Here is a 22,557-nt window from a genome sequence, read left to right on the forward strand (position 1 = left end):
CTAGATTTCATTTGTCATATTTAGGTAGTGATTTATCCCATTTTTTCTACCTATTATTTTTTCTACGTTATTGTTTTTATTGACCTCAATTTTTACTGACCATAAGGATGTTTCTCGTGAGCAACGCTGATACCTTACGCCAATTACATCAAGACCGTTTAAGACAATATAACAATCAAGAACAACAAGCCATCGAATTGATGGGCCTACTTAATAAGTTATATAACGAACAAGACGTGCAAGTCACTTTATTCGGTGAAGCTATCGATACCACTTCAGTGGGTCAAGTCTTGGCCTTGCATCAAAAAGCGGCCATTCGTCATCAAGATAGTAAACCTATCGCTATTGCAGATACTTTAGCAATGGTCAAAGCTCTGGCTGCGAGCGATGATATTCGATCCGCGAGCGTTGATGTTGGACAACTGATTACTAACGACAGTGATATTCAACAAGCTTTGCAAGCGAGTAGCCATGATAAAAGCGCGGTAAATGGTGCGACTGACGTAGTATTATATGGCTTTGGTCGTATCGGTCGTATCTTAACCCGTCTGTTACTTTCGCAAGCATCAAGTGCGAAAGGCTTACAACTAAAAGCAATCGTAGTACGTCCTGCTGCCGCTGGCGACTTAGCCAAACGCGCCTCATTACTTGAGCGTGATTCGATTCATGGTAGCTTTTTAGGCAGTGTTAGTGTCGACGATGACAATAATGGCATGCTTATTAACGGCCGTTTTGTACAAGTTATTTATGCCAATGACCCAAGCGATATTGACTATACTGATTATGGTATCGACAATGCTTTAATCATCGATAATACTGGTATATGGAAAGACGAAGCCGGTCTTGGCAAGCACTTGCAATCAAAAGGCGTGAAGAAGGTTCTGCTAACAGCACCAGCTGGCGGTGATATTAAAAACGTCGTTTATGGCGTTAATAATGACACTATTGGCGATGACACTATCGTTAGTGCTGCAAGCTGTACGACCAATGCTATTACGCCAACGTTAAAAGTAATAAATGATGAATATGGTATCGAAAACGGTCATGTAGAAACGATTCACTCCTTTACCAATGACCAAAACTTAATTGATAACTATCATAAAGCGGATCGCCGTGGCCGTAGTGCGGTTCTGAATATGGTTATCACCAGCACCGGCGCTGCCAAAGCCGTTGGCAAAGCACTACCAGAATTGAGCGGTAAATTGACCGGTAATGCGATTCGTGTACCAACGCCTAACGTTAGCTTAGCGATTTTGAACTTAAATCTAAAAGCCGCACCAAAAAGCGCCGATGCCTTAAACGAATTTATGCGTAAAGTAGCTAATAGCCATACGTGGCAGTCACAAATTGCGTATACTGATGCAACAGAAGCGGTATCGACTGATTTTGTGGGTACTAAGCATGTCGGCATTGTGGATGCGCAAGCCACTATCGTGACTGACAACCATGCTACTGTTTATATTTGGTATGATAACGAGGTGGGTTATAGCACCCAAGTACTACGCTTAGCCACGCAAATGGCAGGTATCAGTTATACCCAAATCCCAGCATAAAGCATTGCGCTATTAGACACTATGATATTAGATATTGCGCTATAAGCATGGTTTGAATGTTGCCCTTAAATGTTATACTGGACGTTACCGTTACTTGTAATATGCAAAGTTATAAGAGTATAGCGCTAGTCGCACACACAGCATCCGATAGTCTGATTGGTTATCGGGTGCTGTTGCCATAAATGTGGGCTGATCTTAACTGGTAGACGTTGACCTGTAATAGCATAAGTATGATTATATAAAGTAGGCGACCGTAAACGCGCATACAAAAACAGTCGATGACTGGAATCCATATTGTAACTTTATATCGCAGCTTTATATTGTAACTCCAGATTGTAACTTAAGGAACGTAGCATGCGATTTATTGATGAAGCCGTCGTAACGGTAAAAGCAGGTGACGGTGGCAACGGTATCGCCAGTTTTCGCCGAGAAAAATACGTCCCGCGCGGTGGTCCTGATGGCGGTGATGGTGGCACTGGTGGTGACGTTTATGTTATCGCTGATGACAACACCAATACCTTAGTCGACTATCGCTACACCCGCCGCTACGATGCGATGCGCGGTGAAAACGGCCACAGTAAGAACTGTGCCGGTAAAGGTTCTGACGATATATTCTTACCTGTGCCCATTGGTACTACCATTATTGATACCGAAACGGATGAAGTTATCGGTGACATGATCGAAATTGATCAGACGCTATTAATCGCTAAAGGCGGTGATGGTGGTTTAGGCAATACTCATTTTAAAAGCTCGACCAACCAGGCACCACGCAAGGCCACATCGGGTTTTGAAGGTGAGCTGAAAATACTTAAGTTTGAGTTAAAAGTTGTGGCTGATGTCGGACTGATTGGTTTACCTAATGCTGGTAAGTCTACCTTTATCCGTCAAGTATCTGCTGCTACGCCAAAAGTTGCGGATTATCCTTTTACGACTATCGTGCCAAACTTGGGCGTGGTTGATATTGGTCGCCATCGCTCGTTTGTAATGGCTGATATTCCAGGACTTATTGAGGGCGCATCAGAAGGTGCCGGTCTGGGTATTCGCTTCTTAAAGCACGTGGCACGTACGCGCCGCTTGCTACACATCGTTGATGTACAGCCTATTGACGCTACGGATCCAGTTAATAACGCGCGTATTATTTTAAATGAACTTGAACGTTTTTCACCTGAATTGGCCAACTTACCACAGATTCTAGTACTGAATAAAATCGATCAGGTTATTGATGCAGAAGAATTAGATAAGCTATGCAATCATATCGTAGCCGAGCTTGGTTGGACTGGTATGGTATTTCGCACCTCAACCTTAACAGGCGCAGGTGTAGATCCAGTAAAGTATCATTTAATGAATGATATTGAGCTTGAGCGCGAGCGTGAAGAAGAAGATTCAGACTTTGCTGAAGAGCAAAAATCTCGTTTTGAGCGCTTAGAAGTAGAAGTACGCCGTAATACTGAAGCACAACGCGAAGCGTATCGTGCTGCTCGTAAAGCGCAACGTGAAGGTACTGATCTTCCAGGTGACGATAGCTTTGATGGTGAAGGCTTTGATGACGATGATGATGTCGAAGTGGTCTACGCCCCTTAAATTATCTTTATTAAAAGAAAATAACCATTTAAAGAAAACTCTCATTTAAAGAAAGTGTAAGCTGGTTTGCTCGCATTTTCTTTTGATGAATCTTTTATCCATTTATTTATAGAAGTACTTACCTATAGAACTATTCATTTTTAAATTAATCCTCGCAATATAAAGGAGTTTTTATGGCAGGTGACATGGAACAACCGACCGAAGAAGCAAGGTTTATTAAGCAAACTCGTAACTTTGATATTCAGCGCGTTATTGTCAAGATTGGCTCATCGTTATTAACCAATAACGGTCGAGGGCTGGATCGAACTGCCATTTACGGGTGGGCAAAGCAAATTGCGAAGCTACATAATCAAGGGGTGGAGGTGCTGTTGGTGTCCTCTGGTTCAGTCGCTGAAGGGGTTGTGCGCATGAACTTGGAAGAGCGGCCTAAGAAGCTTGCTGCCCTACAAGCTTGTGCTTCTATCGGTCAGATGGGCTTGATTGAGACTTGGTGGTCGGCGCTCATTCAACACGGTATACAGAGCTCGCAGCTGCTGTTGACGCATGATGATTTGTCCAACCGTAGCCGTTATCTGAATACTACTAGCGCGCTGACTCAGCTATTAGAATGGCATGTGCTGCCGGTGATTAATGAAAACGATACCATCACCATTGATGAGATTAAATTTGGGGATAATGACACCTTAGGCGCGATGGTAGCGGCGATGGTCAATGCAGATTTATACATTATTCTGACGGATCAAGAGGGTGTGTTCACAGGAGACCCACGCAACGATCCTGATGCCAGAATGATACGTCAAGAGCGCGCGCTGGCCGATTATTTGTTTGATATCGCCGGCGGCGGTGGCAAGCTTGGCCGTGGCGGGATGTTGACTAAAATCCGTGCCGGTCGCTTAGCAGCAATGGGCGGTTGTCCGACGGTTATTGTCAGTGGCGCTATTGACGATGTCATCACTCGCGTGGTGTCAGGCGAGGCAGTCGGAACATTATTAACCACCAATGATGAGGACAAACTCGAAGCCCGAAAACAGTGGCTAGCGGCTCACTTACGGATGTCAGGCGCTCTGATTGTGGATGCCGGTGCGGCCAAAGCGTTGACTGAGCACAACAGAAGCTTGTTGCCTGTTGGTGTGGTAGAAGTACGCGGTGACTTTGATGAAGGTGATGTGGTAGAAATTATTCATCAAGATACTGGCGAGCGTTTAGCCGTTGGCCAAGTTAACTTCTCGTCTACAGATGCGCGCAGTGTTGCTCGTGAGCGTACTGAGCAGTTCGATAGGATTCTTGGTAATAATGAGGAACGTGTGGTCATGGTACACCGTGATAACTTAGCGCTGTCTATGTAATATCTTCCAATGTAATAAAGGTTTTTAAGTCATGTAGATACATAGCTGAACTATGAAACCCAGTTATTATTGGTTAAGCTAATAACAATTACGTGTAATAAATATTAAGACATTAATGCCATAACAGAGTTTATCTTTATGGCATTAATTACATATGGGCATTTTAAGATTTATATTTTTTATAATTACTTTCGTCTTTTTTAAACCTAATTCATCTATTTTTTCTGCCCCTATTTACGTTTAACAATAATCAATATTGTATTATTTTGGAGATTTGTGCATGAGCGCCTCAGACAACAATAATTCGCCTAAGCAAAACTTTGCTCCCCTCAAAAACGATAGACTGCTGCGCGCGCTACGGTTCGAGCCGGTAGATACCACGCCAGTATGGATGATGCGTCAAGCTGGCCGTTATTTACCAGAGTATAAAGCCACTCGTGCGGAAGCAGGTGACTTCATGAGCCTGTGCAAAGATACTGCCCGCGCCACGGAAGTGACAATGCAGCCGTTACGACGTATGGATCTAGATGCAGCGATTTTATTCAGTGATATCTTGACCATTCCAGATGCCATGGGTTTAGGCTTATACTTTGAGACTGGTGAAGGTCCTAAGTTTAAATATCCTATACGTACACAAGCAGATCTTGATCGGCTACCGACACTTGACGTCAATGATTCACTCGATTACGTCATGCGTGCAGTGACGAGTATCCGTACAGAACTAAACGGACAAGTACCATTATTTGGCTTTTCAGGCAGCCCTTGGACATTGGCTACTTATATGATTGAAGGTGGCAGCTCAAAAGACTATCGTTATACTAAAGGCTTTTTATATAGCAAACCTGAGTTTTTGCATCAGCTGCTTGATAAGATTGCGGTTTCTGTGATTGACTATCTAGATGCGCAAATCATTGCTGGTGCGCAAATCTTACAGATATTTGATAGTTGGGGTGGAGCGTTAGGCCATCGTCAGTTTATTGAGTTTTCACATGCGTACAATAAGCGCATCGTTGCTGAGTTGAAAGTACGTCATCCTGATATTCCAGTGGTTTTATTTACCAAAGGCGGTGGTCTGTGGCTGGATACTCAAGCGGATAGTGAAGCCGATGCGTTGGGACTTGACTGGACGATGCCGCTAGACCGTGCACGCAAAGTGTTAATTGCAAGCCAAGGTCACTTAAGCAAACAGCATCAAAAAATACAGCGTAGTAAAGCCATTCAAGGTAACTTAGACCCTGCAACGCTTTATGGTTCACCGGAAACTATCCGTGCTGAAGTAAAGTTGATGCTTGATAGTGCCTATGCTGATGGCGAAAAGACGGGCTATATCGCAAACTTAGGTCATGGTATTACTCAGTGGGTTGACCCTGATCATGCTAAAGTCTTTATTGATGCGGTGCATGATTATAAAATATAAAAGCTGTAAAAGATAAAAGCTGTAAAATTTATCAAAAATGAGTATGCTTAATATGCTATTGACGTATTGCTACCTTTGATATTTGTTTAACAGTTAATATTTATTCAATGTAGAGTTTATTTGCTAAACAAGGACATCTTATGATTTCAGCAGCCATTGTTGGGGGGACAGGATACACAGGCATCGAGCTTATTCGTCTGCTATCTGCGCATCCTGAGGTGTCCATTGATTTATTGACTTCGCGTAGTGAGGCGGGTACTCGTGCTGATGAGATATTTCCAAGTTTGCGCGGTATCTCTGATATTGTCTTTAGTGATTTAGGGGACGAGACTTTGTCTACCTTGCAACAATGTGATGTGGTATTCTTTGCCACGCCGCATGGGGTTGCAATGAAGCAAGCCGAGGCTTTAACCCAAGCTGGGGTCAAAGTTATCGACTTGGCCGCTGATTTTCGTTTGCAGTCACTAGCAGATTTTGAACATTGGTATCAGCAGCCGCATGCTTGTCCTGAATTGCTCAAAACAGCCGTTTATGGCTTGACTGAGCTAAACCGTGATAAGCTGGCGAACGCTTTAATTGTCGGTAATCCTGGTTGCTATCCGACCACCGCTATTTTAGGATTAAAACCTATTATAAAGGCGCAAAATCAGCAAGCTACGCGCCTGATTGAGGCCCGTATTGTTATTGATGCTAAATCGGGCGTATCAGGAGCTGGTCGCCAAGCAAGTATCGCGCTTAATTATGCTGAAACCACTGATAACTTTAAAGCGTATGGGGTGACAGGTCATCGTCATTTGCCAGAAATAGAGCAAGGTATCGCGCAATTATTAGATAGCCAATTTACCCAGCGCGTACGCTTTTTGCCGCATTTAGTACCGATGATTCGTGGCATGTTTAGCTCGATTCATATGGAGCTGACTGAGGCCGGAAAAGACATTGACTGGCAACAAGAGTTTGAAACCAATTATGCCAAAGAGGCTTTTATTGATGTGATGCCAAGCGGCATTTATCCGGATACTCGCAGTGTCCGTGCTAGCAACCGCTTACGTATAGCGGTGCATCAAGATAACGACCGCGCTGAGCTGACAGTGCTAGTGGTGCAGGATAATTTAGTCAAGGGAGCGGCAGGACAGGCGGTGCAAAATATGAATGTTATGTTCGGGATTGATGAGACATTAGGGTTAAACTGTGCGCCTATCGTTCCTTAATTTTTTTGTTAACTGTCATCTATGTAATAACGGTTATCACTCAATTACGGTCATGAATAATACTAATTTAATACACTAAAATAAGTCATGATTAATAAATAATCTCCAATAAATAACATTTAATCGAGTATTTAATACAAGGTCTAATGCCTATTTATCACAGAATCTTTACTGTGAAGTCAGCATGCTTACAGCGCCATGCTAGGTATTAGCTGTAGATTCCGTTATAATATCTCGCCTTTCCTGTTAAGAGATACTGTCTAGATGCGTGTTAAGAATGCCCCTCGCTTGCGCTTTCAGCTGCCACGATTTCCGTGTCCTGTGCCCGCATCTGTGTCAACTGGTTTATCTCAGACCACTGACTTACCTCAACAGCCATTACCGTTGGTTCCCAAGCACACACGCCGTATGATAAGCTTCCAATCTGTTGGCGGTAGTCAACAGGGCGCAGGAACATGGCTACTGGCATTATTTGTGGTAGCAGTACTGGTGACCGCGATAGTTGGGTTGATGCTTGGTCATAAGCTAGGCTATCAACGTGGCTATTATTCATTACAAAATGAAACCAAAGAAGCAGCTGTTAATAATGAGCAGGCCAGTAAAGAGCTTAAAGACCTACGTATCAGCCATAAAATCCTAACCAATCAAGTGGCTACAGCCAAGCAAGAACTGACGATTAGTTTGACGAATTTAGATGAACTACGTCAGACGCAGCGAGCGTTAAAAGTAGAGAATAAGCAAGTCTCCCAGCTCAATGAGTTATACGCAAAATTACTCATTGAAAAGGGCGGTATGCCGCTACAGGTTCTCGGTGCTAAGATTGATCCCCTACCTGAAAGTGCCTTTGAATACGGGTTCGATGTGGGAATGCTTAGTGATGACGGTCAGGCGAAAAATCTAACAGTAATCATGACCTTACAGGATAAAGATAACTTTATAGAAGTACCGCTAGATCCTGCGAATTATGTGATCGAAGGCATTGTACGTATCCGTGGTCGCTTTGTAATGCCAGCAAGGTTCAAGCCATTACAAATTAAGCTTAGTTTAGAAGCTGGTGATCAACAAGTAGAACAATTATACGACTGGAGTCTCGGTGATCGGGTTGATGACATGCCATTATCATTACTAGACTTACCAGAAGTTGATGCCAGCCCTATTGCTGCTGATAAAGTGACCGATAAGAAAGAAACACCTAAATAAAAGAAACTTCTAAATAATAGGATGTTAATAAAATACCTTTGTAACAAATTGCTTTTAAATAACTTTACTGCTACCTGAACTTTTTATTCAAACTCGACTTTTTTGAAACTGTCCTACTATGATGAAACAGATAATATTATGAAACAAGTGTTATTAACGACTTATCCGACAGTCTGCGACTGGCATCTTCCAAGTATGCCAGCAGGGCCCCGTGCACAAGATAATGATACTGATGGCGACACCTCACCGCAAGCGGATGTTATGGTCGCGGAGCCTGAAGTGGCTAAGCCGCCAATGTATGCAGTGGTGATGTATAACGATAATTACACGCCGATGGAGTTTGTGGTCTATATTTTGCAGTCAGAATTTCGGCACAATATTGAAACGGCATTTGAGATTATGATGACCATTCATAATGCTAGTAAGGGGGTTGCCGGTATTTATCCTAAAGATATCGCCGAAACCAAAGCCAAAAAAGTCAACAGTTTGGCGCACCGTGAAGGCTATCCATTATTAACGCAAATAGAACCGCACCAAGGTGAATAAGGTAGGGCGTTTTAGCTTTACCTCACTGTAAAATCTATCTAAGTTTTTTCTCTTTTCCTTCCTATGCTTTCTTCTATATTTCCTTCTGTTTTTATCTCCTAATCAACTTGATACACTTGATTTTTATCACAATTGTCCATATATAGATATCTAACATATAAATATATAGTCTATATTTATGCTATACAGATATTGTCGTAAGTGAATTTCGATCTAGTCTTAACTATTATTAATGATTGACTTCTATTAGTCCGACCTTTATTAATTGCTTATCGCTTTTTCTGACACATTCTAACTCATTACTTATATGCTGTTAATTATACTTAACTACTTATGCTCTCTTGATTGCTCATATTTTACTGCTCATACATCATTATTTATATAGGCCATGTGCTGGTTATTGACTGTCCAGTTAATCTAACTCATTCAGTACGTAGCAATATAGTAGCCTAATGAGGTTGTTTGAATCGTATACTGGGCAGCCCTTATAAAGTTTGATACATTTTAATAGCTGTTAATGGATTGACTATGAATCTCTATCATGTTGATATTAAGAAAAGCTAACGTTAATTATTATTAAAAATGACACTACTACAACTACCATTACAACTATTATCCGTCATACCGTTATTGCCCAATATTCGTTATTGATCAATAAGTAAATCTCTAATAATGTCGCTACTAACCAAATATTGCCCTTGAACAATCCAGCTGCCGCCCTGATTTAGTAACTAAGTATTTAATTAATGAGTGTTTAAATAAGAAGTATTTAAATAAATTATAAAGATATGTATAACCGTAGGAATTCGTTATGTTAAGTCGTCATCTTGAAGTCTCTTTACGTTTAGCAATGACGCTTGCGCGCCAAAAGTCGCACGAGTATCTCACTGTTGAACACCTATTATTGGCGCTGTTAGAGAATACACACGCGGCCAATACCTTAACTGCCTGTAATGCCAACGTCTCGAGTCTACGCATGGAGCTTGAAGCTTATATTGATAAGCACACGCCAACCGTAGATGCAGATATGGAACAGTCACCGCAGCCTACTCAAAGTTTTGATCGTATTCTGCAACGTGCCATTTTCCATGTGCAATCTATCGGTGGTGGTCGTTTGGTTGAAGGCTCAGATATCTTAGTATCTATGTTCTCAGAACATGATACCTATGCGGTTTACTTGCTCAAAAAACAAGGCATTAGCCGCTTAGAGCTAACCCAATATCTATCACATGGTCAGGATAAAGATGAACCTGCTGAACCACGTGCCTCGATGTCAGGTGAGCGCCGTACTGCGTCAGAGAAAACCAGTAAAGATCCCTTAGTAGAATTTGCCAGTAACTTGAACCAGCGTGCTGCCGAAGGCAAAACTGATCCATTGATTGGCCGTGGTCCTGAGATTGAGCGTGCTGCTCAAGTATTGTGTCGCCGCCGCAAAAATAACCCGTTATTAGTTGGTGAGCCAGGTGTTGGCAAAACTTCTATTGCTGAAGGTTTAGCTTGGTTGATTATCAATGATAAAGCGCCAAAACCATTGAGTGGCTGTGTAATTTATAGCCTAGATATCGGTTCTTTGATTGCGGGTACTAAGTATCGCGGCGACTTTGAAAAACGTATGAAATCGTTACTTGATGCGCTCAAAAATAAACCCAATGCCATCTTATTTATCGATGAGATTCATATGATTATCGGTGCAGGCTCTTCCATGAGCAGTAATATGGATGTGTCCAACCTTATCAAGCCAGCCCTTGCCAATGGTGAGCTGCGGTGTGTGGGTTCGACCACCTTTACCGAGTATCGTCAAGTATTTGAAAAAGACCATGCATTATCACGCCGTTTCCAAAAAATCGATGTGAACGAACCAAGTGTTGATGAGAGTATCGATATCCTGCGTGGTCTTAAACCCCGCTATGAAGAGTTCCACAACGTTGAATATACCGATGAAGCGTTAATTACTGCGGTACAGTTATCATCTAAGCATATTCATGAGCGCTTCTTGCCGGATAAGGCTATTGACGTTATCGACGAAGCCGGCGCTTATAAGCGCTTGGGTGTTGTCCCTGACGCTGATGATATCAATGCAGAGGAGAGTTTAATTGCTGATTTAGAGCAAGCGCTTAATGCTGATGATATCGACGATGATGCCGCTACAGATAATGAAATGCAAGATGAGGCAGCGGCTGCTAAAGCCAATGATAAGTCTAAAACTGATGATTCGGAGAAAGCTAAAAACAAAAAACCACCTATGAAAATCGGTGTGGCAGATATCGAAGCGATCGTTGCGAAGTTAGCGCGTATTCCGCCCAAGTCAGTATCAAGTGATGACAAAGGTGTTCTTGAGCATTTAGATCGCGACTTAAAACATCTCGTGTTTGGTCAAGATGAGGCGATTGCGACTCTTGCTGATGCGATTAAATTATCGCGGGCTGGCCTTAAAGAACCAGAAAAACCTATTGGCTCCTTCATGTTTGCAGGCCCAACAGGAGTTGGTAAAACGGAAGTGTCACGGCAATTGGCAAATCTATTAGGTGTTGAATTGGTACGTTTTGACATGTCAGAATATATGGAGGCGCATACTGCCTCACGTCTGATTGGTGCGCCCCCTGGCTATGTAGGTTATGATCAAGGTGGCTTGCTCACTGAGAAGATTAATCAACATCCGCATTGTGTCTTATTATTTGATGAGATTGAAAAAGCGCATCCTGACGTTTTTAACTTATTACTACAAGTCATGGATCATGGCACATTGACAGATAATAATGGCCGTGTTGCTAGCTTCAAACAAGTCATCGTTATCATGACCACCAACGTAGGTGCAGAGAGTATCAGTCGCTCGTCTATGGGTTTCACTCAGCAAGATCATAGCCGTGATAATAATGAATCACTCAAACGGGTATTTAGTCCTGAATTCCGCAACCGTCTGGATGCTATTATTCAGTTCAACCCGCTTGATACCTCGATTGTGGTGTCAGTTGTTGATAAATTCTTGGTTGAGCTGCAAGTACAGCTTGATGACAAACAAGTGACCTTAGAGATTGACGATGATGTACGCGAATACTTAGCCGAGAAGGGCTATGATCGTCTGATGGGTGCGCGTCCAATGCAGCGCCTCATTCAAGATGAGATTAAAAAGCCATTGGCAGGTATGATTTTGTTTGGTGAATTGGTCAATGGCGGTGTGGTACATCTTACTTTAGAGCCAGAGCAAACTGATGATGAACAAGACATAGTTAGCCTTGATAAAAATAGCGATAAAGGCTCAGCCGATAGTCGGATTGTTTTAACAGTGGTTGAGACTCATGAGCCGCACTCAGACTCTGAATCATTAGCCAGCTAGGTAGAATTGTCTTTAATGTGAAGTTACTTTTAATGTACAGAAGCTACTTTTAAGCTAAAATAGTTTTTATCAGCTTATTCAGTAAATAAAAAACGGTTACTATCATTAGTAGCCGTTTTTTTATGGTCATTTATAAACAGTTTAACGCGATTATTTGTGCTAGTAGCCTATTTTATAGCGAAACTTAATACAATTCTTTGCTACCATTGCGAGATAGACAGGCGTTTTGATAGCAGTTCCAATGCTACTATAGCGATATAAACCACAGTTCCCTGTATCCTAACTTTTCATAAAGCCATTAGATAAAAGCAACCAGCTATAAAACAACTAAAAATAAGGTTAAATTATAATGCAATTATTTGATAATGAGCAGTCAGATGATAAGACCAATAAAACCGCTGACCAAAAACAAGCTATTTTGGACAACGTACGCCTGCCAGAAGACTGGAAAACAGCGTTAGCAGATGAGCTGACCTCAGAGAATATGGATGACTTACGGGCATTTTTAAAGCAAGCTTATCAGTCAGACGTGAGTATTTACCCGCCCACGAATTTAATGTTTAATGCCTTTAATTTGACGCCTTTATCAGAGGTTAAAGTGGTAATATTGGGTCAAGACCCTTATCATCGTCCGGGGCAGGCGATGGGATTGTCATTTTCAGTACCGAAAACAATTCCAAAGCCGCCGTCACTTAATAATGTGCTCAAAGAAATGGCAGATGATATTAATACCAGCTACTCAGCGCATGGCGATTTGACTTATTGGGCGCAGCAAGGGGTATTGCTATTGAACAGCTCATTGACGGTTAGTGAAGGCGAGCCAAATAGCCATCAGAACGCTGGGTGGGAATCGTTTACCGATAAAGTAATTAATATTGTTAATGAGCAAACAGAACATACCGTATTTATCCTCTGGGGCAGTAAAGCACAGAAAAGAGGTAAGTATATCAATACTGATAAGCATTTGATTTTGACGGCGGTACATCCGTCGCCACTCGCAGCCAATCGCGGTGGCTTCTTTGGCTCCAAACCTTTTTCTAAAACCAATGATTATCTTGTGCAACATGGTCAAAAAGCGATCGATTGGCAGCTGCCCCAGTAGTCGATAATAGTAGTCGTTAACAATAGCAATGGAGTCATTTTTTGCCACCGTATCAGTTTCTAAAACCTTATCATACTGCTGCTGCTGACGACGAGATAAGCCACCGTACTTTTTGGACGCTAGAGGATGTTAAGTGGATGGGTTGTGCATTAGCTTTAGCTCAGCGCGGTGGCGAGCGTGGGGAAGTACCGGTCGGTGCCGTGTTGATACATGAACACGAAGTTATTGGTAGCGGTTTTAATGAGCCTATCGGTCGTCATGATGCGACGGCTCATGCTGAGATTGTGGCATTAAGGGCTGCATGTTTGAACCTAAATAACTACCGATTGCCTTCAGACACCACCTTATATGTCACTTTAGAACCGTGTACGATGTGTGTTGGTGCGCTGATTCATGCGCGTGTTGATAGATTGGTATATGCAGCGAGTGAGCCACGTGCCGGCATGGTTGGCAGTCAAATGAATCTGCCTGTACAGCCCTTTTATAATCATTATATGCGAGCCAATCAAGGGTTATGTGCGCAGCATAGTAGTCAGATATTAAAAGACTTTTTTCGTAAGCGCCGGCAATTGACGAAGAAAAATAAGCAAAGCCTTTCATAATATATTTGAAAGGTGTTCAATATATTGCTGATACATAAGATATTAACCACAACGCTAGTGGTAGCATCGATTATTTGCTATAATATTGCCCTATTTAGTGATCTGAAAATACGCCATTCAATAAATAATTAAGCGCCAGTGTATTAATACCTAAATAAAAAATATCAATACTTAAATATAAGCCCTTAACTATGACCGCCTTAACGTCACCGAATAAAGCCACTGATGCTAACGCTATTGATAATCAAATGTTACGTTATCCGGTTATCTGCATTGACGGGCCAAGTGGTGCGGGTAAAGGCACAGCGGCATGGCGATTAGCGCAAGCATTAGGCTATCGATTGCTGGACTCAGGGGCGTTGTATCGCATTGTCGGTTTAAAAGCTTTTACAGCAGGATTAATTACTGCCGACGCGCAACATCTAATTGATGAGGTAGCACTATCAAAGCTGACCCAAAGTTTGCAGATTACCTTTCAGCTCAATAACGACTCAGGTCGGGTTGATATTATCGTTAATGATGAAACGATAGGTGAGCAGGTTCGTAATGAGACCGTTGGCGGTTACGCGTCACAAGTGGCAGTATTTCCACAAGTACGCCAAGCCTTGTTAAAATTGCAGCAAGATATGGCGACTCGTTCAGGATTGGTTGCAGATGGTCGTGATATGGGTACGGTCGTCTTTCCGGATGCGGATGCTAAGATATTTTTGACAGCTAGTGCTAGAGCGCGTGCCGAGCGCCGTGTTATTCAGCTTATCAATGCGGGACAGATAGCAGATTTTGAAGCGATTTTGACGACAATTAAAGAGCGTGATGACCGTGATGAAAATCGTACGGCCGCACCATCAAAGCCTGCGGAGGATGCGCTATTAATCGATAGCTCAACGTTGAATGCAGATGTGGTTTATCAGAAAATTAAAGCACATTGTCAGGCGAAAGGAATTTATTTTTAGTTTATCAATATTCAGGATAATTCTTAATAGTGAAACTGAAGTTTATATGTAAGTAACAATCAATTGAACAAAAAGATAAGCGTCACCTCGATGCGTAAAAAAATAAAAAAGTACCCATCGAGTCTGATTTTAGTATAAAATCACAGTGATCAGGATAGGATAGCTGTCATCCTAATCAATAAGACCGTTGTTGTTAGTAAGCCAGCTAAGTAATTTTTTAAAGTTAATATTAGCTTATTAATAACAACCGTTTTTTTTATATGGTGATATGAGATATAAAACCAGTCTTTCATTTTATATGACCATAAATTTGATCCGTACTGTGCTGGACAGGCTACGGCTATACAAAGGTAGACATAATGGAATCATTTGCTGAACTATTTGAAGCGAGCATTGAAGAGCAGGGTCTGGATATCGAGCGTGGCTCGGTTATTACAGGTACTGTTGTGGCCATTGATAGCGACTGGATCACTGTAGATACCGGTCTAAAATCTGAAGGCATCGTCGCTCGTGAAGAGTTTTTAAGCGAAGAAGGCGAACTTGAAGTAGAAATTGGTGATAGTGTTGATGTTGTGGTTGAAGCGGTCGATAACGGTATGGGTCAAACCTTACTGTCACGCGAAAAAGCCAAACGCGTCGAGACGTGGAATGTCCTTGAAAAAATCTATGATAACGATGAGATTGTAAAAGGTATTATTTCTAGTAAAGTAAAAGGTGGTTTTACTGTAGACGTGGGTTCAGTACGCGCGTTCCTGCCAGGCTCATTGGTAGATGTACGCCCTATCCGTGATACCACGCATCTAGAAGGCAAAGAGCTGGAATTTAAAGTCATCAAGCTTGATCAAAAACGTAACAACGTTGTGGTAAGTCGCCGCGCTGTTATGGAAGCTGAAAACTCAGCTGAGCGTGAAGAATTATTGAACAAGCTTGAAGAAGGTATCGAGATCGAAGGTATCGTTAAGAACCTAACTGATTACGGTGCGTTCGTTGACCTTGGTGGTATTGATGGTCTTCTGCACATCACTGACATGGCATGGCGCCGTATCAAGCACCCATCTGAAGTGGTTGAAGTTGGTCAAGACCTAAAAGTTAAAGTATTGAAGTTTGACCGTGAACGCAATCGCGTCAGTTTAGGTCTAAAACAGCTTGGTACTGATCCTTGGGATAACGTTGGCGGAACCTATCCAGTAGGTAGTATTGTTAAAGCACGCGTAACTAACTTGACAGATTATGGTTGTTTCGCTGAAATCTCTGAAGGGGTTGAAGGTCTAGTTCACGTGTCAGAGATGGATCATACCAACAAAAATATCCATCCATCAAAAGTAGTACAAGTTGGTGATGATATTGATGTAATGATTCTTGATATCGACGAAGAGCGTCGCCGTATTAGCTTAGGTATCAAACAGACTCTAGCTAATCCATGGGATGAGTTTGATAAGAAACACGAGCGCGGTGACAAAATCACTGGCACTATCAAGTCAATCACCGACTTTGGTATCTTTATCGGTCTAGACGGCGGTATTGATGGTCTCGTACATCTGTCTGATATTTCTTGGAATGAAACTGGCGAAGATGCTATCCGTAACTACAATAAAGGTGACACCGTAGAAGCGATGGTATTGTCTGTAGATGCAGAAGCTAACCGTATCAGCCTAGGCGTGAAACAGCTAAGCTCAGATCCATTCAACGAATACCTAGTCGGTAACGATCGCGGTGCTATCGTGAATGGTAAAGTGAAGGAAGTTGATGCTAAAGGCGCTATTATCGAGCTTGCTGAGGAAGTCGAAGGCTACTTGCGTGCCTCTGAAATCCAGCGTGATCGTGTTGAAGATGCTACTAAGCATCTGTCTGTTGGTGATGATGTTGAAGCTAAAATCATTAGCGTCGATCGTAAATCTCGTAGCCTTAGCCTGTCAATCAAAGCTAAAGACGAAGCTGAAGAGCGTCAAGCGATTAAAGACTTGGGTGGTAGCAGCGCTGCCGCACCACAAGCTACTGATGCCCAACCAAAAACAATTGGTGATTTGATTAAAGAACAAATGCAGTAAGCCGTTCTTTCTTAATCATTAATAAGTTTTTAATAGATAGCAATATAATAAAAAAGCGACTTCGGTCGCTTTTTTTTGTGCCCGAATTTTATCACTTATTAAGTCTTGAACAACTAGGAGTAAGTTCTCTACTTATATAATCAGCATTCAACTGCTATCTGTTTTAATTGCTGCTATCATTTGCAAGATCGAGTAACAAAATGTAAAATAGCACTAAGTGCTTGAAACGTTGTGAACTCTTAAGTGACGATAATAAGGTATGTCGATGAGAACACCCTAAGCGGAGCATTCACACTAACTGTTTTTCAATACATGGTGGATATCAGCTGTTCAATGTTGAACTCACCTGATAGTTATGATAAACATCAATCAATAAGGCAAGCGTAACAATGCAGCAAGCGATTAATAAGTCCGATTTTATTGACAATTTGAGTGCTAACTGTGACAACATAACCGATATGGTGGTTGATGACGCCGTACGCGAAATTTTAAACTTGATGGTAAATACCTTAGCAAATGATGGTCGAGTAGAAGTACGCGGTTTTGGTAGTTTTTGTCTCCACCACCGCCGTGCCCGTACAGGACGCAACCCAAAAACAGGTGAGAGCGTACCAGTTCCGGCCAAAGCTATTCCGCACTTTAAGCCAGGTAAAGCACTGCGTGAAGCGGTGAACGACAAAGTAGCAATGTCATAAATGTCAAAGTAATGGTATAAATGCTACTCACCACTTGCGGCGGCTTACTTGTAGCGATATCCTATCGATAAACGGCTACTTTATTTAAAACTGAGGTATATGCATGATGCGCTTTTTACTGTTTGTATTATTGTTTTTGAGCTTTGCTTATGCCCTTGGTTTAGTATTAGTAAATAATACTGACGTTGGGGTGAACCTGCTTTTTTTACAAGCACCGACCATGAACTTAGGGTTATTGTTAATACTTTGCCTAATGCTCGGTATTATCATTGGTGTGCTACTGGCATTATTGATGTTTCGTGTCTTACAGAATAAGTGGGAAATTTCACGGCTGCAAAAACTCAATAAGAACTTGCAGGAACAGGTTACTCAAGCCAATACCGTTATCGACCGTCAGGCTAATTCTCCTACTGTAGAAGAGGCTGTTTATGGTGCGACAGCCGTTCACATAGAAGAGGATAACTCGCGTTTAAATGACGTCTATCCTGCTGAATCTGCAGTATTAACGAAACGTAAACGTGACTAAGAATAAATAGTTTTGTTTAGGTATAAATAAGCTCAATAGTAATGACAGCTGATATTTATAATTATTTGACGACTTCAATATAAAATTTCGATATAAAATGGTAAATCCATGACTAATAATTCGGACAGTTTTAATACCAGCACTTCCAATTCGAGCATACCTAACTTAATGACTTCTCCAGTTATCGTCGCTTTAGACAATCTAACGATGGATGCGGCGTTGGCATTGGCAGATAAGCTAGACCCAATGTTATGCCGGTTAAAAGTGGGCAAAGAGCTGTTTACGCGCTCTGGACCTGCAGTCGTGCAAGCCTTGCAACAGCGTCAGTTTGAAGTGTTTTTGGATTTAAAGTTCCATGACATTCCTAATACAACTGCGCAAGCGGTATTGGCTGCGGCTGATTTAGGCGTTTGGATGGTCAATGTTCACGCCAGTGCCGGCTATGATGCCCTGTCATTAGCCAAGCAGCGCCTGTTGGATGGTAACTATGAGACGCTACTGATTGCAGTAACGGTATTAACCTCTATGAGCAGTGATGTATTGCCACAGATTGGTGTTATTGATGAATTAGATACCCAAGTCAGCCGCTTAGCACAGTTGACTCAGCAAGCCGGTCTTGATGGGGTAGTGTGTTCGGCACAAGAGGCCAAAGTACTCAAAGAGCTCTGTGGTGCTGATTTTAAGTTGATAACACCGGGTATCCGTCTGCCAGACGACAACGCTGATGATCAACATCGTATCTGTACGCCTAAGCAAGCCCTAAACGATGGTGCTGACTACTTGGTTATTGGGCGCTCAATTACTCAAGCCAATGACCCAGCAGTAAAATTACAGAAGATACTACAAAGTATCTAGTCTATAAGAAGCCGTTTTGTTAGAGATATCTATCAAAGACAAGCTATTATAATTAAAGATAAGTTATTAGAAATAGGTAGCTGCTCTCAAATATGTAGTGAAAAAGACAACCGTTACGTTGTCTTTTTTTACTTTTTAATATCTGATAGATAAATGCTACACTAGATAAATTCACTAACTTATATTTTATTATTAATATTGGATCGTATGAAATTACAAATTGTAAGTGACTTGCACATCGATAGCTATGCCAGACAATCACATCCGTTGGGCCATATTCCTAAGACTGATGCTGATGTGGTTTTAGTTGCTGGTGACACCGCAAACAGTGATAGTGGGATGCCATGGCTACAAGAACAAGCCGAACGCTTGCAAGTGCCGGTCATTACTATCGCTGGGAATCATGAATACTTTAATGAAGATGTGCTGCATTTTGATAAAAAACTGGCGATGTGGGACAATTATAGTGTGGTTGATAACAAAGGCGTTCGCGTCCTGCAATGCCAGCACATTGATATTGGTGAAGTACGGATTTTAGGCTGTACCTTATGGACTGACTATCAGTATCAAGCGAATGAAGACACCATGGCGGTTGCTAAGCGTTTTATGCGTGATTATAAGCAAATCTATGCCGGTGGCGATTTGTTCTCACCTGAGATGTCTATGCGCTTACATAATGAGCAGCGTCAATGGTTACAGCAGGCATTGATAACATCGAAAGAGCTGGGTAAAAAAACAGTGGTGATGAGCCATCATAGTATCAGCCCATTATCAGTCTCCGAGAAGTATGCCAGCTTGCCAAGCAATGCCGCCTTTGTCAGTGACTTCTCAGCCTGGATGCATGAACCTTGGGCACCTACACTGTGGGTACATGGTCATACGCATGAGGCCTTTGACTATCGAATTGATAAAACTCGAGTGGTCGTCAATCCACGCGCTTATCCAAATGAGGTGAGTAGTACTGCGATAGAATTTGCATGGGATAAGGTGGTTGATATTGACTAAGGTATTAGCTTTTATTAGGAAGCTTGTTGTTATAGCTAACAATTTTACAGTGAATGACTCTGCAATTAATAACTTTATTGCTATTAAATTTGTATTTCGTTCACTCTGGACAAAAAATCTGCTACGCTAGCTACCATGAGTAAACTTTCTGATTCTCCTAATCCTGAGCTGCGAGCAGAGCCTCGAATAGCACCTAGTCCAAGCGTGACGGCACCTGCACACCTGCCGGATAGTATGATATCTTCGGTTAGCCTATTGCCTACAGATAAGCGCCTGATATTATTTACTAGGCATTCACTACGTGAGCGCTCCGACGGTAATGGCTTTGCCAGCTACCAGCTACCATTGACGCCCAAAGGCCGCGTATTGGCTAAGTCTTGGGGGCGATGGCTATCAGGTCATCTGCCGTATTCTCTTGATGTCGACAGCATTTCAAGCCCTATTGGCCGTTGTATCGATACGGCACAGCTGATGCAAGAAGGTGCCGGTTTACAGCGTCATATTGCCCATCAGTCTTTATTAGTCGAGCCTGGGAGTTTGGTCACTGAGCCTGAACTCGCCAATGTGGTATTTAAAGAGATTGGTGTCCTTAACTTTATCAATAGATTTTTACAGGGCAGTCTTGAGGGTACAAAAAACGCATATCAAGGCGGGCTTGATATCTTATCCTTGTTCTATCAGCATCAGCCGCAACAAGGGCACCTAATGCTGGCAGTCAGTCATGACACTCTATTGTCTGCATTTTTAGCAGTTATGCTTGATGTGCCTGAGATTGATTGGAATGACTGGCCAAAGATGATGGAAGGGGTGTTTTTATGGTTTGATGACAAGCCTTTTAGGAAGGCCAATGCTTATTTTGTCTGGCGCGGCAAGATTTATATCCGGCCCGTAAGTGCTTTATTAGAGGGTTATTTTGCAGCAGGATTTCATTCTAGCAAATTACTGCTACCGCCAGAGGTAAAGTGGACCTAGTTTACCCAACTTAATATGGAATTGTTGTCAATAATTTTTTCTAAGTCTGCGTGTTTATAAACAGATATAAAAAAACCTTGTCACTAAGACAAGGTTTTTTTGTGCGTACGATCTAAACCAAACGAATCTTAAGCTTGTAAGCCTTTGATTGTTTTGTTCAGGCGGCTCTTGCGACGAGCAGCTTTATTCTTATGAATAATACCTTTGTCAGCCATACGATCAAGAACTGGTACCGCTTTTTTATAAGCTTCAGTTGCCGCATCGTAATCTTTAGCTGCGATTGCTGCATCAATACGCTTCAAATAAGTACGAACCATTGAGCGTTGTGATGCAGAGTTTTGACGACGTTTGGTATTTTGACGGGCACGTTTACGAGCTTGTGCAGTATTAGCCACGCGTATCTCCTTTATGAAAGACAGATAAAAATATGAAAGTTGATTGTAATAAAGAATAAATTGTACAATCATCGATGACGAGCAGCCGTCTCGTCAAATATGATGTCGATGATAAGTCATCGCTTGCGCCAAGGCTGTTTGGAATAATTAAACAGCTTCAACGTGTAAAGGCGGTTATCTTAGCAAATTATTGCGCTTAGGACAATATATTTGATGATCAATGCTCAAAGAAGTTGTGTTGATGGACGCCAATAGCGTTCAGAAAGCGCAATCTGACAAAATATCTTACAATAAATTATGAATGATAGCGTCAGTTATAGCGTACCTTATATAGAATATGAAATTGATGCTAGCAGATATATTATAATAAAATAACTTACATCCAAACGATGTATTAGCTTTATGACATTTCATGACTGTAAACGTCATGATTGTAATTCATAACTATAAAAAGATGGATGGGATATGCAGCGAAAAGCAATTGTAATCGGTGCCACAGGACTTGTAGGGCAATACCTTATCAAACAGCTTAGCGAGCTTTATGAGACTTTGATTGTGATTGCGCGGCGCCCGCCGCGCTATATCAATGCCAGCATGCGCTTTTATCAGGTCAATGATTTTGATAATCTAACGGAAGTGTTTGCTAGTGTGGGCGCTGGTCGAACGACTGATGCCTTTAGCTGCTTGGGTACTACTAAAAAGCAGGCCGGCAGCGATGACGCTTTTCGCAAAGTTGATTACGATTATAATGTCACTTTTGCTACGCTGTGCCGAGATAAAGGGGTCGAGAATTTCTTTTTATTGTCCTCTATGAATGCTGATAGCGATAGCCGGTTTTTATATAATCGTGTGAAGGCGGAAACTGAACAGGCTATTACGGCGTTAGACTTTACTCAGTTGGTTGTTTTTCGCCCGTCGTTATTACTAGGTAAGCATAAAGGTCGCCCGCTTGAGAGCATTAGCCAGAAAGCTTTTCAGCTCATCTCTCCCTTGGTTTCAGAGTCCTTACCGCTTCACCCCATTTCCGCCAAGCGCGTGGCAATTGCTATGGCAGTGACTGCACAAGATGCCTATGAGCGTCGTAAATATTATTCTGACACCATGTCTGCTGACACTACTATTATTGAGAATAAGCAGATGCTTGCGATGACGCGTGCAAAACAGTAAGCTAAGTTGCGTTAGATCAAAAGCAGTTTTAATTCGAAAATAATAGCCTAAG

19 protein-coding genes are annotated in these 22,557 nt (G+C 42.0%); 18 read left to right on the forward strand and 1 reads right to left on the reverse strand.

Going from position 1 to position 22,557, the window contains the following annotated elements; genetic code table 11:
• Nucleotides 1-107: 107 nt before the first annotated feature.
• The 17 genes from JMY06_RS03995 to JMY06_RS04075 all read left to right on the forward strand — a co-directional run bounded on the left by JMY06_RS03995 (nucleotide 108) and on the right by JMY06_RS04075 (nucleotide 20,943).
• A complete protein-coding gene (locus JMY06_RS03995; RefSeq protein ID WP_201616377.1) occupies nucleotides 108-1,553 on the forward strand; it encodes a glyceraldehyde-3-phosphate dehydrogenase in 1,446 nt (481 codons plus the stop codon).
• 354 nt (nucleotides 1,554-1,907) lie between these two features.
• Nucleotides 1,908-3,134 (forward strand): Obg family GTPase CgtA, encoded by a 1,227-nt coding sequence (cgtA, locus tag JMY06_RS04000; protein WP_201529087.1) that lies wholly within the window; start codon nucleotides 1,908-1,910, stop codon nucleotides 3,132-3,134.
• A 173-nt stretch (nucleotides 3,135-3,307) separates the two neighbouring features.
• Entirely contained in the window at nucleotides 3,308-4,480 is a 1,173-nt protein-coding gene (proB, locus tag JMY06_RS04005) for a glutamate 5-kinase (protein ID WP_201529089.1), read from the forward strand.
• Between the two features lie 280 nt (nucleotides 4,481-4,760).
• On the forward strand, nucleotides 4,761-5,897 hold the full coding sequence (gene hemE, locus JMY06_RS04010) for a uroporphyrinogen decarboxylase (protein ID WP_201616379.1): 1,137 nt from the start codon (nucleotides 4,761-4,763) through the stop codon (nucleotides 5,895-5,897).
• Between the two features lie 140 nt (nucleotides 5,898-6,037).
• Entirely contained in the window at nucleotides 6,038-7,105 is a 1,068-nt protein-coding gene (gene argC, locus JMY06_RS04015) for an N-acetyl-gamma-glutamyl-phosphate reductase (protein ID WP_201616382.1), read from the forward strand.
• 264 nt (nucleotides 7,106-7,369) lie between these two features.
• Nucleotides 7,370-8,305 carry a hypothetical protein gene (locus tag JMY06_RS04020; RefSeq protein ID WP_201616385.1) on the forward strand — a complete coding sequence of 312 codons (936 nt, stop codon included), beginning with the start codon at nucleotides 7,370-7,372 and terminating at the stop codon, nucleotides 8,303-8,305.
• A gap of 138 nt (nucleotides 8,306-8,443) precedes the next feature.
• Nucleotides 8,444-8,851, forward strand: coding sequence for an ATP-dependent Clp protease adaptor ClpS (locus JMY06_RS04025; protein ID WP_201529095.1), 408 nt, complete (start codon nucleotides 8,444-8,446; stop codon nucleotides 8,849-8,851).
• Between the two features lie 811 nt (nucleotides 8,852-9,662).
• Complete coding sequence (clpA, locus tag JMY06_RS04030; RefSeq protein ID WP_201616387.1) at nucleotides 9,663-12,185, forward strand: ATP-dependent Clp protease ATP-binding subunit ClpA; 2,523 nt, start codon at nucleotides 9,663-9,665, stop codon at nucleotides 12,183-12,185.
• Nucleotides 12,186-12,534: 349 nt separating this feature from the next.
• Nucleotides 12,535-13,287, forward strand: a complete 753-nt coding sequence (locus tag JMY06_RS04035; RefSeq protein ID WP_201528645.1) for a uracil-DNA glycosylase — start codon at nucleotides 12,535-12,537, stop codon at nucleotides 13,285-13,287.
• Between the two features lie 41 nt (nucleotides 13,288-13,328).
• On the forward strand, nucleotides 13,329-13,889 hold the full coding sequence (gene tadA, locus JMY06_RS04040; protein ID WP_320157843.1) for a tRNA adenosine(34) deaminase TadA: 561 nt from the start codon (nucleotides 13,329-13,331) through the stop codon (nucleotides 13,887-13,889).
• Nucleotides 13,890-14,137: 248 nt separating this feature from the next.
• On the forward strand, nucleotides 14,138-14,842 hold the full coding sequence (gene cmk / locus JMY06_RS04045) for a (d)CMP kinase (protein WP_201616525.1): 705 nt from the start codon (nucleotides 14,138-14,140) through the stop codon (nucleotides 14,840-14,842).
• Nucleotides 14,843-15,198: 356 nt separating this feature from the next.
• Nucleotides 15,199-16,890: a 30S ribosomal protein S1 gene (rpsA, locus tag JMY06_RS04050; RefSeq protein WP_201528659.1), complete on the forward strand. Its 1,692-nt coding sequence runs from the start codon at nucleotides 15,199-15,201 to the stop codon at nucleotides 16,888-16,890.
• Between the two features lie 389 nt (nucleotides 16,891-17,279).
• Nucleotides 17,280-17,585 carry an integration host factor subunit beta gene (locus JMY06_RS04055; protein WP_201528643.1) on the forward strand — a complete coding sequence of 102 codons (306 nt, stop codon included), beginning with the start codon at nucleotides 17,280-17,282 and terminating at the stop codon, nucleotides 17,583-17,585.
• Nucleotides 17,586-17,691: 106 nt separating this feature from the next.
• Nucleotides 17,692-18,111 carry a lipopolysaccharide assembly protein LapA domain-containing protein gene (locus JMY06_RS04060; protein ID WP_201528657.1) on the forward strand — a complete coding sequence of 140 codons (420 nt, stop codon included), beginning with the start codon at nucleotides 17,692-17,694 and terminating at the stop codon, nucleotides 18,109-18,111.
• Between the two features lie 168 nt (nucleotides 18,112-18,279).
• Nucleotides 18,280-18,966 (forward strand): orotidine-5'-phosphate decarboxylase, encoded by a 687-nt coding sequence (gene pyrF / locus JMY06_RS04065; RefSeq protein ID WP_413786882.1) that lies wholly within the window; start codon nucleotides 18,280-18,282, stop codon nucleotides 18,964-18,966.
• 207 nt (nucleotides 18,967-19,173) lie between these two features.
• Nucleotides 19,174-19,971: a metallophosphoesterase gene (locus JMY06_RS04070; RefSeq protein WP_201616390.1), complete on the forward strand. Its 798-nt coding sequence runs from the start codon at nucleotides 19,174-19,176 to the stop codon at nucleotides 19,969-19,971.
• A 135-nt stretch (nucleotides 19,972-20,106) separates the two neighbouring features.
• Nucleotides 20,107-20,943 carry a histidine phosphatase family protein gene (locus JMY06_RS04075; RefSeq protein ID WP_201616393.1) on the forward strand — a complete coding sequence of 279 codons (837 nt, stop codon included), beginning with the start codon at nucleotides 20,107-20,109 and terminating at the stop codon, nucleotides 20,941-20,943.
• Nucleotides 20,944-21,071: 128 nt separating this feature from the next.
• Here JMY06_RS04075 and rpsT read toward each other — a convergent pair whose 3' ends face one another.
• On the reverse strand, nucleotides 21,072-21,338 hold the full coding sequence (gene rpsT / locus JMY06_RS04080) for a 30S ribosomal protein S20 (protein WP_201558851.1): 267 nt from the start codon (nucleotides 21,336-21,338) through the stop codon (nucleotides 21,072-21,074).
• 465 nt (nucleotides 21,339-21,803) lie between these two features.
• Here rpsT and JMY06_RS04085 point away from each other — a divergent pair, with 465 nt between their 5' ends.
• Nucleotides 21,804-22,505 (forward strand): NAD-dependent epimerase/dehydratase family protein, encoded by a 702-nt coding sequence (locus JMY06_RS04085; RefSeq protein WP_201528635.1) that lies wholly within the window; start codon nucleotides 21,804-21,806, stop codon nucleotides 22,503-22,505.
• Nucleotides 22,506-22,557: the final 52 nt, after the last annotated feature.

The organism is Psychrobacter urativorans, assembly GCF_904846675.1.
In the GTDB taxonomy this organism is placed as follows: Bacteria; Pseudomonadota; Gammaproteobacteria; order Pseudomonadales; family Moraxellaceae; genus Psychrobacter; species Psychrobacter urativorans_B.

Coding starts and splice junctions, on each gene's coding strand:
- JMY06_RS04020 (WP_201616385.1), top strand. CDS start 7,370: ATGCGTGTTAAGAATGCCCCTCGCTTGCGCTTTCAGCTGCCACGATTT.
- argC (WP_201616382.1), top strand. CDS start 6,038: ATGATTTCAGCAGCCATTGTTGGGGGGACAGGATACACAGGCATCGAG.
- cgtA (WP_201529087.1), top strand. CDS start 1,908: ATGCGATTTATTGATGAAGCCGTCGTAACGGTAAAAGCAGGTGACGGT.
- cmk (WP_201616525.1), top strand. CDS start 14,138: ATGTTACGTTATCCGGTTATCTGCATTGACGGGCCAAGTGGTGCGGGT.
- JMY06_RS04060 (WP_201528657.1), top strand. CDS start 17,692: ATGCGCTTTTTACTGTTTGTATTATTGTTTTTGAGCTTTGCTTATGCC.
- JMY06_RS04055 (WP_201528643.1), top strand. CDS start 17,280: ATGCAGCAAGCGATTAATAAGTCCGATTTTATTGACAATTTGAGTGCT.
- JMY06_RS04025 (WP_201529095.1), top strand. CDS start 8,444: ATGAAACAAGTGTTATTAACGACTTATCCGACAGTCTGCGACTGGCAT.
- JMY06_RS04070 (WP_201616390.1), top strand. CDS start 19,174: ATGAAATTACAAATTGTAAGTGACTTGCACATCGATAGCTATGCCAGA.
- JMY06_RS04075 (WP_201616393.1), top strand. CDS start 20,107: ATGAGTAAACTTTCTGATTCTCCTAATCCTGAGCTGCGAGCAGAGCCT.
- proB (WP_201529089.1), top strand. CDS start 3,308: ATGGCAGGTGACATGGAACAACCGACCGAAGAAGCAAGGTTTATTAAG.
- pyrF (WP_413786882.1), top strand. CDS start 18,280: ATGACTTCTCCAGTTATCGTCGCTTTAGACAATCTAACGATGGATGCG.
- hemE (WP_201616379.1), top strand. CDS start 4,761: ATGAGCGCCTCAGACAACAATAATTCGCCTAAGCAAAACTTTGCTCCC.
- clpA (WP_201616387.1), top strand. CDS start 9,663: ATGTTAAGTCGTCATCTTGAAGTCTCTTTACGTTTAGCAATGACGCTT.
- JMY06_RS03995 (WP_201616377.1), top strand. CDS start 108: ATGTTTCTCGTGAGCAACGCTGATACCTTACGCCAATTACATCAAGAC.
- JMY06_RS04035 (WP_201528645.1), top strand. CDS start 12,535: ATGCAATTATTTGATAATGAGCAGTCAGATGATAAGACCAATAAAACC.
- JMY06_RS04085 (WP_201528635.1), top strand. CDS start 21,804: ATGCAGCGAAAAGCAATTGTAATCGGTGCCACAGGACTTGTAGGGCAA.